General features: G+C 63.2%; 11 protein-coding genes. 4 read left to right on the top strand and 7 right to left on the bottom strand.

Annotation, left to right across the window (positions count from 1 at the left end; all coding sequences use genetic code 11):
* Positions 1-196: 196 nt before the first annotated feature.
* The 7 genes from ACODRW_RS23850 to ACODRW_RS23820 form a co-directional block, all read right to left on the bottom strand.
* Positions 197-631, bottom strand: coding sequence for an OmpA family protein (locus tag ACODRW_RS23850; RefSeq protein WP_158274210.1), 435 nt, complete (start codon positions 629-631; stop codon positions 197-199).
* Positions 632-918: 287 nt separating this feature from the next.
* A complete protein-coding gene (locus ACODRW_RS23845) occupies positions 919-1,416 on the bottom strand; it encodes an Hcp family type VI secretion system effector (RefSeq protein WP_043640831.1) in 498 nt (165 codons plus the stop codon).
* A gap of 112 nt (positions 1,417-1,528) precedes the next feature.
* The gene (tssC, locus tag ACODRW_RS23840; protein WP_107798026.1) at positions 1,529-3,013 is read right to left on the bottom strand and encodes a type VI secretion system contractile sheath large subunit; all 1,485 of its coding nucleotides are present in this window, start codon (positions 3,011-3,013) and stop codon (positions 1,529-1,531) included.
* 3 nt (positions 3,014-3,016) lie between these two features.
* Entirely contained in the window at positions 3,017-3,529 is a 513-nt protein-coding gene (gene tssB / locus ACODRW_RS23835) for a type VI secretion system contractile sheath small subunit (protein WP_107798025.1), read from the bottom strand.
* Positions 3,530-3,612: 83 nt separating this feature from the next.
* Positions 3,613-4,632: a type VI secretion system-associated protein TagF gene (gene tagF, locus ACODRW_RS23830; protein ID WP_107798024.1), complete on the bottom strand. Its 1,020-nt coding sequence runs from the start codon at positions 4,630-4,632 to the stop codon at positions 3,613-3,615.
* A gap of 15 nt (positions 4,633-4,647) precedes the next feature.
* The gene (gene tssM, locus ACODRW_RS23825; RefSeq protein WP_253315662.1) at positions 4,648-8,418 is read right to left on the bottom strand and encodes a type VI secretion system membrane subunit TssM; all 3,771 of its coding nucleotides are present in this window, start codon (positions 8,416-8,418) and stop codon (positions 4,648-4,650) included.
* A 27-nt stretch (positions 8,419-8,445) separates the two neighbouring features.
* Positions 8,446-9,312, bottom strand: a complete 867-nt coding sequence (locus tag ACODRW_RS23820) for a M15 family metallopeptidase (protein WP_488906853.1) — start codon at positions 9,310-9,312, stop codon at positions 8,446-8,448.
* Positions 9,313-9,492: 180 nt separating this feature from the next.
* Between ACODRW_RS23820 and tssJ the strand changes: the two genes are divergently transcribed.
* The 4 genes from tssJ (at position 9,493) to tssE (ending at position 12,840) form a co-directional block, all read left to right on the top strand.
* Positions 9,493-10,032, top strand: a complete 540-nt coding sequence (tssJ, locus tag ACODRW_RS23815; protein WP_488906852.1) for a type VI secretion system lipoprotein TssJ — start codon at positions 9,493-9,495, stop codon at positions 10,030-10,032.
* A 269-nt stretch (positions 10,033-10,301) separates the two neighbouring features.
* A complete protein-coding gene (tssK, locus tag ACODRW_RS23810; RefSeq protein WP_107798021.1) occupies positions 10,302-11,648 on the top strand; it encodes a type VI secretion system baseplate subunit TssK in 1,347 nt (448 codons plus the stop codon).
* Between the two features lie 7 nt (positions 11,649-11,655).
* The gene (gene icmH, locus ACODRW_RS23805) at positions 11,656-12,357 is read left to right on the top strand and encodes a type IVB secretion system protein IcmH/DotU (protein WP_488906851.1); all 702 of its coding nucleotides are present in this window, start codon (positions 11,656-11,658) and stop codon (positions 12,355-12,357) included.
* Between the two features lie 3 nt (positions 12,358-12,360).
* Positions 12,361-12,840, top strand: coding sequence for a type VI secretion system baseplate subunit TssE (tssE, locus tag ACODRW_RS23800; RefSeq protein ID WP_227106718.1), 480 nt, complete (start codon positions 12,361-12,363; stop codon positions 12,838-12,840).
* Positions 12,841-12,908 lie beyond the last annotated feature (68 nt).

Here is a 12,908-nt window from a genome sequence, read left to right as displayed (position 1 = left end):
GAGCAGGCGCTGGTCCTGGTTGAAGGCGGAGGCGAAGCTGGCGAGCAGGGTGCTGGGGTCCATGGCGTTAACCTGATTCAAATCGACTGCGCAATTGGCGAGTCCTTAAGCAAACCGTGCGCGGCCGCGCCGGGTTTGCTTAAGCACCCGAAAACGCCCGGCCGCCCGCTTGCGCTGGGCGGCCCGGCGCCGAGATTCAGTTGGCGATCAGACGCACCGCGTGCAGCTGACGCTCGGTGTCGTAACGCACGGTGATTTTATTGGCCGGCACGCCGGCGTCGCTCAGGAACTGCTTGACGGCGATGGCGCGGGTTTGCGCCGCGGCGCGGGCATTGCCGATGTCGCCGCGGTAGCAGTGGCCGCGCACCAGGATGGATTTGGCGGTCTTGAGCTTGGGCAGCAGCAGTTGCAGTTGAGCCTCGCCCACCGGGGACAGTTTGGGGCTCATTTTTTCAAACGGGATCAGGTTGGGGTCTATGGCCATATTGGCGGCCACGGCCTTGTCCAGCGCGGCCTTCTCTTCCGCCGCCTTGATCACGGCGGGGTCGTTGGAGGCTTGTTGAGCGTTAGGATTGGTCTTGCAGCCCACCAGCGACAGGGCGAGCGCGGCGACCATCAGCAAACGTTTCATAGCATTACTTCCCGGATTGACTTTGACATGGGTAAAGGACATCCCGGAGCCCGCCGCGGCCAATCGGCGCGCGGCGGCCCCCGGGGTGCCTTAGAGTCTGTTCAAAGCCCGGCGGTCACGAGCGAAACAGGGCGAAAACAGCGGAAGAAACGGACTGGCCCTAGGGCGCATGAGCATTCCGAAGCGGTACTCGCCGTGCAAGGTCTCGCGCACGCCGCGGACATTGAACAGATTCTTGCAACCCGCCCAGGGCAGTGGGCGGGTTGGCACTTCTTCGCTACTGAGACTTAGGCGATCGCTTTGTTGGCGGTCAGGTCCCAGCCGGAGCTGACGTTACCGCCGCCGGCGCCGTCAGCGCGTTTCTGCTGGGTGTAGGTCCACTTGATCTTGCCGTAAGTGAAGCTCACTTTTTCGCTGGGGAAGCCGTTGTCGTTGGCGGAACCGTGCGGCTCAACCTTGGCGATCAGGACTTGCTCCATCTTGATCTCCATGTACTTCACCTTGTCGCCACCGGCACGGCACAGTTCGATGGTGATTTCCTTGATGTGCTGGCCCTTGCAGCAGGCTTCGTAGATCTTCGGGCTGGCTTTGTCCAGGAAGTGGGTGATTTCGTAAGCGGCGTGGTTCACGCGCTCGGCGGTGGCGCCGCCGGCGGAGCTGGCGGTAGCCTGGGCCGGCTGTTCCAGTTTGTGGGCAAAGGACTGGATTTCGATCCAGTCTTTGTGCTTGTCGTCGCTGCTTTCGCCAGGAATACCGTCAATTTTCAGGAATGCATCAAAAGCCATTTACTTCTCCTTAGAACAAAGGTCAAAAATTGGAGGCGAGCCTCCCATTCCAAAAGACGCCCGCGCCCGCCGCCGCGCCGGAACCCGGCGGACGCGCGCAGGCTCTCCAGCCTTAACCCGCCGGCTGCGGCAGCTCCGCCACCAGACGCAGGGAAATGGTCAGTTCATCCAGCTGGAAATGCGGCCGCAAGAAGGCGGCGGCGCGATAGACGCCCGGTTTACCCGGCACTTCCACCACGTCGACGCGCGCTTCGCGCAGCGGATATTTGGCTTTGGCTTCCTGGCTGGCGGAGTCGTCCAGCAGCACGTATTGCGCCAGCCAGGTGTTCAGGAAGTCCTGCACGTTCTGGCGCGAGGCGAAGCTGCCGATCTTGTCGCGCATGATGGATTTCATGTAATGCGCGATGCGCGACACCGCGAAGATGTAGGGCAGCTGGGTGGACAGACGCGCGTTGGCGTTGGCCGAATCGGTGTTGTAGGTCTTGGCCTTCTGCACCGATTGACCGCCGAAGAAGGCCGCATAGTCAGTGTTCTTGCAGTGCACCAGCGAGATGAAGCCCAGATCGGACAGCAGTTTTTCGGTGCGGTCGGTGATCGCCACTTCGGTGGGGCACTTGAGCGCCACTTCGCCGTCGTCGGTCTTGAAGGTGTGGGCCGGCAGGCCTTCAACCAGGCCGCCGCCTTCCACGCCGCGGATGGCCGCCAGCCAGCCGTATTGGGCGAAGGCGGAGGTCAGACGCGCGGCGTAGGCGTAGGAGGCGTTGGTCCACAGGTATTTTTCGTGGGTGCTGCCGTCCACGTTTTCCTCAAAGTCGAATTCCTCCACCGGCACATTGTCACGGCCGTAGGGCAGACGGCCCAGCACATGCGGCAAGACCAGGCCAACGTAGCGGGAGTCTTCGGATTCGCGGAAGGATTTCCACTTGGCGTATTCGACGGTGTCGAAGATCTTGGCCAGATCGCGCGGCTTGCCCACGTCGGTGAAGCTCTCCAGGCCGAACAGGCCGGAGGAAGCGGCGGTGATCAGCGGCGCGTGCGCGGAGGCGGCCACGTGGGACAGTTCGTCCAGCAGGTAGAAGTCTTCCGGGTGGCGGGTGAATTCGTAATCACCCACCAGGCCGGCGTAAGGCGCGCCGCCGAAGGTGCCGTATTCTTCTTCGTAGATTTTCTTGAACAGCGCGCTCTGGTCGAACTCCGGCGCCGCCTTGAAGTCCTTGACCAGGTCTTTCTTGGAGGCGTTGAGCACCTTGATCTTGAGCATGGTGCTGGTTTCGGACTCCATCACCAGGTATTTCAGGCCACGCCAGGAGGCTTCCAGCTTCTGGAAGTCGTTGTGGTGCATGATCTCGTTCAGCTGCGAGGAGATCAGCGCGTCGATTTCGGCGATGCGCGCGTCTATGCTGGCGGACAGATCGCGCGATACGCTGACGCTGCCTTCCAGCACCTGGTCGACCAGTTCGCCGATCAGGTCGCGGGTGTGGCCCTTCTCGTTGTCGTTGGTGGCGACGCGGCTTTGCTCGATGATGGAGTCGAGCAGGCTGCCTGCCGCCGCCGGGGCTGCGGCCGCGCCGGCCTCAAGTTGTTGTTCTGCGCTCATCTATCACTCTCCCGCTTTGTCCGGATGCGCGGCCTGGCTGATCGCCTTCAGCTTTTCCGTATCGCGCACCACTTCGTCCAGCAATTCTTCCAGCTTGTCGTTGCCCGCCATCTTGTTGCGCAGGTCGGCCAGGCGCTTGCGCGCGTCCAGCAGCTTTTTCAGCGGCTCGACCTGATCCACCACGTTCTGCGGCTCGAAATCCGCCAGTTCGTCGAAGTTCAGCTCCATCGCCAGCTGGCTGCCGTCGTCTTTCAGCTTGTTGTCCACCTTGATGGCCAGGCGCGGCGCCATGCCCTTGAGCACTTCGTCGAAGTTGTCGCGGTCGATCTGAACGAACTTGCGTTCCTTCATCTTGGGCAGCGGCTCCTTGCTGTGGCCGGAGTAATCCCCCAGCACGCCCAGCACGAAGGGCAGTTCCTTGGTTTCGATGGCGTCGCCGATTTCAACGTCGTAGGTGATCTGCACGCGCGGCGGGCGTACCCGCGACAGTTTTTTCTGTGTGCTTTCTTTGGCCATGATGGTTCTCTCTCAAGTTCACAAAGCTCTGATTGGAGCGGCCTCGGCGAATGTCGCCGGCCGCTCCGGTGTTACGCCACTACTCAGGCCACGCTGCGCGACAGGCTGGACGCCACCTCGCGCAGCTGCGCCACCGAAATGGACGGATCGTTCAGCCTCCGCCCCAGGATGTAAGCCGCTTCGGCGTAGGCCTGGTGGTTGCGCCACGGCGCGTGCGGCTCGGCCACGTCGACGATGAAGCGGGCGTCCAACTGCCCTCCCCAGCACTGTGCGACGATCTGTTCGTTCAAATCTCCCGGCAGCAAGGCCAGGAAGCGGCCTTCCGGCCGCTGAATCAGCAGGCATTGCTCCGCCTGTCCCGCCTGGCCAGCGGTGGCCGCCTGGTACAGCGACAGCCAGGTGGCCGCGGCCAGCATGTCTTCGCCGTCGCGGTCCGGCAGCGGCAGCAGATAGGTCTGCGCCGTCAGGCTGCCCTGGAACTTGCGCAGCAGCTGATGGTGGAAGGTGAAGGCCAGCAGCACCGTCTCCAGGTCCGGCAGCCCGCGGCCGCTCAACAACCGGCTCAGATGGGAGGCCGGCGTCACGCTCAGATGCCGTTCCAGCAGCTGCTGCGCCAGATCCAGATCCGCCACGGAGGAGATGCCGAACAACGACTGCTCCTCCAGGAACTGGCGGCAGGCCAGCATTTCCACCGCGTTGTCGATGGCGCTGCTCAATTGCTCCTTAAGGCCGGAGAAGAACAGTTCGTTGGCCAGCATCAGCACCGACAACGGCGGCAAGGCCGCGTCGCAAGGCATCAGCGAGGCCGCCACCAGCGGGTAATTGCGGCCGCTTTCGTCGCGGCTGGGCTGCATCACGCCCAGCGACAGCCACATCTGGTCGCGGCTGCGCAGCACGAAGCTGGTGCCCGGCATCGCGCGGTAGCGCTCCACCGCCTCCGGACCAGATTCCAGCCCGCCCAGGCTTTGCGCCAGCAGCTGGTCCAGCTGGGTGGCCGCCGGGTGGGTGGCGTTGACGCGGACGAAATCGCCGCGGCGCGGCAATTTTCCGAAAATGCAGAATTGCGGAGGCGTTTCCTGCGCCCGCTTGAAATTGAACGCCATGACTATGTGTCTCCCTTAAAGCGTCACGCGCTCAGGCAAGGTCAGCTTGTACAGCTTGTTCAGTTGCAGCGGATTGACGCCGCCAACCATGCGGAAATTGAATTTCACCGTCTGCGCCTCGCCGTCGGCCTTGCGCAGGTTCCAGGTGAGCTGGGCGGAGTCTGGGCTGTCCTGGCTGACCTTGGCGCTGGAGAGCAAACGCATCAGGCCCATGCGGCCCGGCTGGTTGCCCACCACGCTGCTGGCGCCGCTGTAGGACACCACCTGGATGCGGGCGCCGGCGTTCTGGCCGTTGCCCGGCCAGGTGAACGGCTGCCAGGCCTGCGGGCCGTTGCGGTAGCGCAGTTCCTGGCCGTCCACCTCAAACACGATTTCGGACAGGCCCGGCGTCGGCGTCGGCTGCAGTTCGAAGCGGGTGTTCTCGCCGTCTTGCAACTGGGCGTTGGCCAGCGCGGACAGGCTGCTGACGCTGGACAGGAAGGCCGGGTTGAACTTGACCCCCATATTGCCCCAGGCGCGCGGCACCAATTGGTCGCCCTTCTTCTGCACCAGGCCGTTCAGGTATTTGTTGATGAATTTGTCCAGCGTGCCGTCGTTGGCTTTGACGAAGCGGCTGATCTCCGCCACCGAGGCGCTGTTGCTGGAATCCGCGAACGGGTATTTGCCGGCCAGCTGCTTCCACTGCGGCAGCACTTCATTGGCCCAGGCCTGGTTGATGTCGTTGGCCACCGGTCCCAGCAAGGCGTTGTAGGACTGGGTCAGCGGACGCACCAGCATGGGCCGCACCATCTCGCCGGTTTCCGGCGTGACCTGGCTGAGCAGGGTGTTGTCGACGAAGGAGGCGGTGTCGCCCAGCTCCGAGCCGGAACCGCCCAGGGTCGCCTGCAAGGCGGCGCGCGCCTGCGGGCCGGGCTCGTCTGTGCTGGAGATCGCCGCCAGCTTGGCTTTCAGCTTGGCCAGCTGATCCAGGTAGGCGTTGATCGGCGGATTGTCGCCCTTGACCAGTTGGGCGACGCCGGCGAACTGGCGGCCCACTTCGCCGTACAGCTTGGCCTTGTCCGCCTGGGCCGGCGCGCTGCCGCCCTTGAGGAATTCCGCGGTTTTTTCCAGCATCGACTGCTTGGCGTTTTCCAGCGAGCGGTTCAGCTCGGACGGGTTGTCCCAGGCCGTCTCCATCGCCGCGCGCGCCAGCACCAGCTTGATAGGCGAGCTTTGCTTGTCGGACAGCCGCGCCATCGCGGAGGCGGACTGAGCCGGGTTGCTGAAGTCGCGGGTGGTGACGCCGATCAGGAATTTCTTCCAGGCGGCGGCGTATTGGCCGCGGTACAGGGCTTCCAGCGCGGCGCGGTTTTTCTCCACGTCGCCGTCCCGGCCCAGATTGTCCTGAGAGGACGAGGCCAGCACCCAGTCGTCGCTGCGGATTTCGCCCTTGCTGGCTTCGTCGATCGCGGCTTTGACGTAGCCGTTCCAGGCTTCGCGGGTGTAAGCGCCCTCCACCATCTGGCTGCCGGCCATCACGTCCAGGTCGCGGTTGTCCAGGATCCGCGCCACAGTCAGCGGCGCGAAGCGGGTGTTGGCGCGGGCCTTGATCTCATTGAACACCCGCTCCTGAGCGGACAGGCGCTTGAAGGAGCCGCGCAACACCTCGCGCGCCTCGCCCACCACCTTGGCGTTGTTGTCAATCAGCGGCAGGTCCGCTTCCTTGATCTGGCTGACGTAGAAGGCCACCAGCTTCTCGGCCACCGCCATCACCTCTTCCACCGAATACTGGCCGCGCTGGCTTTCCAGATAAGGCCGCCAGTAGCGCGGCAGCTGGTCGATCAGATGCGCTTCGTCCATGCGCTTCTGCTCGTGCAGCATCAGATAGGTTTTCAAGGCGTTGTAGCTGGCGTCCAACTGCTGCGGATTGCGTTGCGCAGCGGCGGTCTCACCTTGCGCGGCGGAAGCTTCCAGCTTGGCCGTGGTGGCGCGTTGCGGCCAATCCAGCGCGCTCAAGTTGATATTGGGCAAGCCGCCGCGCGGCGCGTGCTTTTTAGGCTTGGGCTTGAACGGCGCCGGAGCCGGCGCGGCCGGCTTGGGCGGTTCGCTCACCACCGGAGCGGGCGCGGGCGTCGGCGCGGGCGCTTCCGGCTTCAGGGCCACCAGCGTGGTTTCCAGATTGCGCTGCACCGGGCGCAGCATCGCTTCCTTCAGGCCGGCGAAATACTCGCGGCGCAGTTGCGGCTCCAGCTCCTTGCCCTGGTACAGGCCCAGGCCCACTTGCCACGGCGCGCCGTTCTTGCGGTAGGACTGCAATTCCTCCAGGCGCTTCTGCAGGATCTGCAGCGAACGCAGCTTGTCGTACAGCTGCCCGCTGGCGGCCAGCTTTTGCGCCTGCGCGCGCTCGGCCTTCACCTCGTCCAGCAAATGCTGGTTGCCGATGAAGGACCAGGTCCAGAAGCTGGCCAGCGCGGCCAGCGACAACACTCCGGCGGCCATGCCGAACAGACGCCAGCGGCTGCCGCTGGGCTTGGTCTGCCGGGAGATCAGGTGTTGATCCTGGAACAGCACGTCGCGGAACAGATTGCGCAGGAAGTAGCTGTAAGACGCCGGCGCCTGCTTCATCTCCTGGCCGCCCTGGCTCAGGTCGAACTGGCCTTGCACGCGATTGGCGGCCACGATGCGCGGCACGCCCTCTTGCAGGGCGCTGGTGAAATAGAAACCGCGCAGCAAAGGCCGCGCGTGGTAAGGGTCTTCTTCGTGCAGCAGTTTGACGAATTTGACCACCGCCTCTTTCAGGCCGTGGAATTCGATGGGGAAGGCGAAATGGGCCGGCTTGACCTGATCGCCGCGGTACTGGATCAGTTTTTCCTCGCCGGCCTGCACCAGGCCGCGGTACAGGAGCTCGAACTGCTGGCCGGTCACATTGGCCACGTCGAAGCCCGTGCCCTGGTCCGCGCTCAGCGTCGCGCCCCAGACCCTGGCGCGATCCTCGTCGCTGGCGTCCTGGAAGAACTGGGCGAAACCGCCCAAGAGGTCCAGCTTGGTGAACACCAGATAAATGGGCACCAAGAGGCCGAAGGTGTTGCAGACCTCGTGAATGCGCTCGCGGATCTGGCGCGCGTACAGGGTGAAGCCTTCGCTATGGTGCTGCGCCAGCTCCGGCAGGCTGATGGCGATCAAGATGCCGTTGACCGGCGCCTTGGCCCGGTGTTTTTTCAGCAGCTTGAGGAATTCCAGCCACTCCACCCTATCTTCGCTCTGGGTGGCGTAGCGGCCGGCGGTGTCCAGCAGTACGCCCTCGGTGGAGAAGAACCAGTCGCAGTTGCGGGTGCCGCCCACGCCCTGGATGCCGCTCTTGTCGCTGAAGGGGAAGGTCAGGCCGGACTGCAGGATGGCCGAGCTTTTGCCCGCCGCCGGGTGGCCGATGATCATGTACCACGGCAGCTCGTACAAGGCGGCGCTGCCGCTGGCGCTGCCCAGCTTGGATTTCTTCAGGGTGTCGATCGCCCCCAGCAGCCGCTGGCGCAGCAGGGTGACCTCGGCGCGCTTGTCGGAGCTGGCGTTGATGACCGCCTCGTCCGCCTGCTTGCGCAGCATGCGCTCAAGCAGGCCGCCGGCGCGGCGCGCCAATACCTGGCCCACCAGTAGGGTCAGCACCCAAAACAACATGACGCCGATAATCCAGCCCAAACGGGCCTCCAGCGACTCCAAGCCCAACCACGGCCCCAGGAACCAGATCAAAGCGATCAGGATCAGGAACCCGATTGCCGAAGCCACTTTGGCGTGACGCAGCCAACCTTTCATAAACACCCACCACCTTCTTTTAAACCGTTATTTTTTGAGCAGGGACTTCAGCGAGCCTGAGCGCTCGATATGCCCGAAGTCCTTGAAGCTCCAGTTGCCGCCCCAAGTCAGGCCGGCCGCCGTCGCCTCTTCCCCCAGCGCGTTGTAAGCCTGCATCGCCCAGGGATCGCGTTCCGATATCACTACCTTGCCTTCGCGGATCGGCGCCAAATCCACCGCCAGGCCGTATTGATGCTTGCTCTGTCCGCCTTTGGCCTTGGTCACCAGCGTGGCCTGCCCGGCCAGCGAGTCCTGGCGCTCCGGGCTGCGATAGCCTTCCAGCAGCACCATGGGGAAGCCCCTGGCCTTCATTTTTTCCATCACCCGCAGCACCACCTGCACAAACTCCGGATTCAGCTTGCTCCAGTCCCTGTCCGCATGGCCCAAGCTGGGGCGCTCCGCTATGACGTTGACAAAAGCTTCCGGCGGAAGTGGCGGCGGGGGCACCAGTTTTTCTTCCAACAGCGTTTGCTTAATTCTTATGCCCTGCGCATATTCTGCCGCTTCGAACTCGGGACTGCGATGAAAACGATTCAATTTCAGCGTGATCGCCACCGCCAGGGCCACCAGCAACAGCGACACCACCGGCAGCCACACCCGCCAGTAACGCGCAGCGGCGCTGGGCGCCCGGCGCGACGCACGCAAAAAAGCGGCGCTCACCGCCCGCTTTTCAGTCAGTGTTTCCGACCCTGCGGCCATGGCTCCAGCCAAAGCCTCCGCCCCAGGCAGAACAGGCTTTGGCGAGCGGCTCCCTTCCAAGATGCGGGGCTGTCCCAAGAAGAATTTCCAGCCCAGCCAGGACAGGAGCAAAACGATGCCAAGCACCAGGATCGGCAAGATATAGTTCAAATGCATTTTGACGCGAGACGATAAATGACATTACAATTTAAATCAATAGCTTGAGCTACCCGATCTCTGATTTTAACCGCCGTATGCAAATCAATTTGCGACGGAGCATGCATTCCAATTAAACCAAAAATTTGGGATACTTTCGATAGCAGATAGTCACAAATCCAATCGTTAGGAACCGCCGTCATGATGAAAAAACGCCCCAGCTGGCAACGGGCCCGCGCCCTATTTTACGCCATCGCCATAGCCTCTCTGACCGCTTGTTCCAGCACCAAGACCATCGACATCAAAGCGGAAGGCAGCCCGTCGCTAAACCGCGACGCCAAAGGCAAACCGCTGTCCGTGGTGGTGCATGTCTACCAGCTCAAAAACCAGCAGGCTTTCAACCGCCTGACCATGGAGGCCCTGTCCAGCGGCAAGCCTGAATCAGAACTGCTGGGCGACAGTCTGATCAACAGCAAAGAACTGACCTTTTTGCCAGGTGGTAAAGTGACGCTAGAAGACGTCACCATTGAAAAAGACGCTCAGTTCATCGGCGTCGTCGGCTTTTTCCGCCGTCCGGACGCCCACTTCTGGCGCCTGTTGTACGACGCCGACGCCGTCCGCAGCAAAGACCTGAGCTTCCGCGCCGCCGATTGCCACCTGGAAGCCATCAAACCCAAAGCGTTGACCCTGCCCGGCCAGTCCGCGTCCGCCAAAGCGGACTGCGCCGGCAGCCGAAACTGAAGCCTGCCGCGGCGCCGGGCCGACGCTGAAAATTAACAAACTCTTTTGCATGACAAGGGCGCCGCTCTTGCTGCAAAATGTCGCGCATTTTAGCGATCGTGTACACAGTTTGAACAGGGTGTTATTACCGGATGCGGGCCGTTCCGGCCATGACGTGGCTCAAAGCCCATGCGCTTCTTCGCCCGCGGCGGCCAGGCCCGGCTGACAAGCCGATGAATTTCCAGGCGCAATTGAGATTGAAGTAGATTTCCAGACAAGGTGTATCAGTAATGCAACAAGCCAAACGAGTGCTCTGGGGCGAAGGCATGTTCCTGCGCCCGCAGCACTTTCAACAGCAAACCCTCTTGCTGGAGCAGCACGTCGCCGCGCGGCAGCAACTGAGCCAACGCCACGGCTGGGGCCTGCAACACATCGTCTTGGACGAGCAGGCGCTCAAGGGCGGCACCGTCCGCATCGACGGGCTGTCCATCCTGTTCCGGGACGGCACGCTGTTCCAGGCGCCGGCCAGCGCGCCGCTGCCGCTGTCCCGCGATCTGAACACCTTGCCGCAAGCCGGCATCAAGACCACGCTTTACGCCTGTCTCGCCCATATGCAGCCCTACGGCGGCAACACCCGCAACGGCGAGCTCATGTCCCGCCCCACTCGCTTCCAAAGCGCCAGCGCGGAAGTGGCCGATCTCTACACCCAGGCGCTGGACGCCGATCTGTCCACGCTGGAGCTGGACGTGCGGCTGATGATCGAGGAAGAGAACCGCGACGGCTACGACGCCATTCCGCTGTGCCGGCTGGAAAAAGACGCCACCGGCCAATGGGGCCTGGGCGGCGGCTTCATTCCCCCGCTGGCCACAGTGGAAGGCTCGCGCGAGGTCAGCCACATGCTGCGCCGCCTGCTGGACATCCTGCTGGTCAAGAACCAGGCGCTGTCCGGCGGCCAGCGCGAACGCGCCAAGAACGTGATGGAGTACAGCTCCAGCGACATCAGCTCCTTCTGGCTGCTGCACACCGTCAACCGCAACTTCGCCAAACTGCGCCACCTGTCGCTGTCCAGCCCGCTGCATCCGGAAGAGCTGTATCTGGCGCTGGCCGAATTCTGCGGCGAGCTGCAGACCTTCTCCACCCATTACACCCTGTCCGACATCCCGGCCTATCGCCACGACGACCTGCACGCCGTGCTGGCCGCGCTGGACACGCAGATCCGCGAACTGCTGGAAACCGTGATCTCCTCGCGTTACGCCATCATCCCGCTGCATTCGCCCAAGCCGTCCTTCTACATCGGCCGGCTGGAAAGCGACCGCCTGTTGGAGAACGTCGATTACTACCTGTCGGTGCAGAGCGAACTGCCGGCCAGCCAGATCATCGACAGCGTGCCGCTGAAGATGAAGATCGGCGCGCCGGACGACGTGGAAAAAATCCTCAACTCCGCCATGCGCGGCGTGGCGCTCAGCCATGCGGCGCAAACGCCGTCCGCCATTCCGGTGCGCGTGGGCAACCACTATTTCGCGCTGGAGCCGCACGGCGAGATCTTCGGCCGCATGCTGCAATCGCGCAGCATCTGCATCTATATGCCGCAGACGCTCTCCAACCTGACGCTTGAACTGATCGCCGTATTCCGCTGAGGCCGCCATGAACCAAACCGCCGCAACTCTTCAAGAACGCCCGCTGGCCGTAGCCTCCGCCTCGGCGCCCACCCTGCGCGAAATGCTGGAAGACGGCATCTACCTGCTGTTCCTGCTCCGGGACGGCAACGCCCCCAGCAGCGCAGTGGAGTTCAACCGCCGCGTCGACCAGTTTCTGAACCAGTACGAGCGCAACGCGCGCAACTTCGGCAAGGACCAGAACGCCATCAACCACTCCAAGTACGCGTTTTGCGCCTTGATGGACGAGATCATTCTGTCCTCCGAGTTCGACATCCGCGACGAATGGGAGCGCATGCCGCTGCAACTGCGGCTGTTTGGCGAGCATCTGGCCGGCGAGGGCTTCTTCAACCGCCTGGAACAACTGCGTCTGGACCCGGCGGCTCATATCGAGCCGCTGGAAGTGTTCTACACCTGCCAGTTGCTGGGCTTCCAAGGCAAATACCTGCTGGAAGGCCAGGAAAAGCTGGGCTACCTGACCCATAAGCTGGGCCAGGAAATCCAGCAAGTGCGCGGCGGCAAGGCCGAGTTCGCGCCCAACTGGCAGCTGCCGCAACGCTTCCAGGCCTTTGTCCGCCATGAACTGCCGCTGTGGCTGTACTTCGCCCTGCTGGCCGTGGTGGGCGCCGGCATCTTCGTCGCCTACCGCTGGCTGCTGTCCAACCAGCTCCAATCCATTTTCGGCCTGTAAGCCATGCACAGCAGCCGCCACGCCCAGATCCTGCCGTCGGTGCTGGACCGGCTGCTGGACGACCAGCCGGACAACAGCCACGGCGCGGAAACCATGTTGTACGAACTGCCGCAGATCAAGCGCTCGCTGGCGCGGGATCTGGAAGCGCTGCTGAACACCCGGCTCGCGCCCTTGCAAGAACTGTTCGACATGTACCCGCAGGCCCACGACAGCATGTTGAGCTTCGGCATTCCGGACCTATCCGGCATCAGCCTGCTCAATCCGCAAGACCGGGAACTGCTGCGCGAGCAACTGCGCCGCGCCATCGAAGTGCACGAGCCGCGGCTGTCCCGCGTGCGGGTGAACCTGGACGCGCCGCGCGAGATGGAGCGCCATCTGCGCTTCCGCGTCGACGCGGTGCTGAAAGTGCATCCGCACCGGCCGCCGGTCACCTTCGACGCCACCCTGCAACTCTCCTCCAACGTTTACAAGGTACAAGGCTGACCCAGCCTGACAGCGCCCCATGGACCTCAGCACCCTGCTCGCCAGCTTCGCCTCCGCCTTCAACCAGG

It is taken from the genome of Chromobacterium sp. FG89, from assembly GCF_057808735.1.
The sequence above is the reverse complement of the archived record's forward strand: the minus strand, read 5'-3'. Positions and strand labels throughout refer to the sequence as shown.

What these genes read in the sequence shown, in the direction of transcription:
- ACODRW_RS23850 (WP_158274210.1), bottom strand. Translation starts at nt 631, where the DNA reads ATGAAACGTTTGCTGATGGTCGCCGCGCTCGCCCTGTCGCTGGTGGGC.
- ACODRW_RS23845 (WP_043640831.1), bottom strand. Translation starts at nt 1,416, where the DNA reads ATGGCTTTTGATGCATTCCTGAAAATTGACGGTATTCCTGGCGAAAGC.
- tssC (WP_107798026.1), bottom strand. Translation starts at nt 3,013, where the DNA reads ATGAGCGCAGAACAACAACTTGAGGCCGGCGCGGCCGCAGCCCCGGCG.
- tssB (WP_107798025.1), bottom strand. Translation starts at nt 3,529, where the DNA reads ATGGCCAAAGAAAGCACACAGAAAAAACTGTCGCGGGTACGCCCGCCG.
- tagF (WP_107798024.1), bottom strand. Translation starts at nt 4,632, where the DNA reads ATGGCGTTCAATTTCAAGCGGGCGCAGGAAACGCCTCCGCAATTCTGC.
- tssM (WP_253315662.1), bottom strand. Translation starts at nt 8,418, where the DNA reads ATGAAAGGTTGGCTGCGTCACGCCAAAGTGGCTTCGGCAATCGGGTTC.
- ACODRW_RS23820 (WP_488906853.1), bottom strand. Translation starts at nt 9,312, where the DNA reads ATGCATTTGAACTATATCTTGCCGATCCTGGTGCTTGGCATCGTTTTG.
- tssJ (WP_488906852.1), top strand. Translation starts at nt 9,493, where the DNA reads ATGATGAAAAAACGCCCCAGCTGGCAACGGGCCCGCGCCCTATTTTAC.
- tssK (WP_107798021.1), top strand. Translation starts at nt 10,302, where the DNA reads ATGCAACAAGCCAAACGAGTGCTCTGGGGCGAAGGCATGTTCCTGCGC.
- icmH (WP_488906851.1), top strand. Translation starts at nt 11,656, where the DNA reads ATGAACCAAACCGCCGCAACTCTTCAAGAACGCCCGCTGGCCGTAGCC.
- tssE (WP_227106718.1), top strand. Translation starts at nt 12,361, where the DNA reads ATGCACAGCAGCCGCCACGCCCAGATCCTGCCGTCGGTGCTGGACCGG.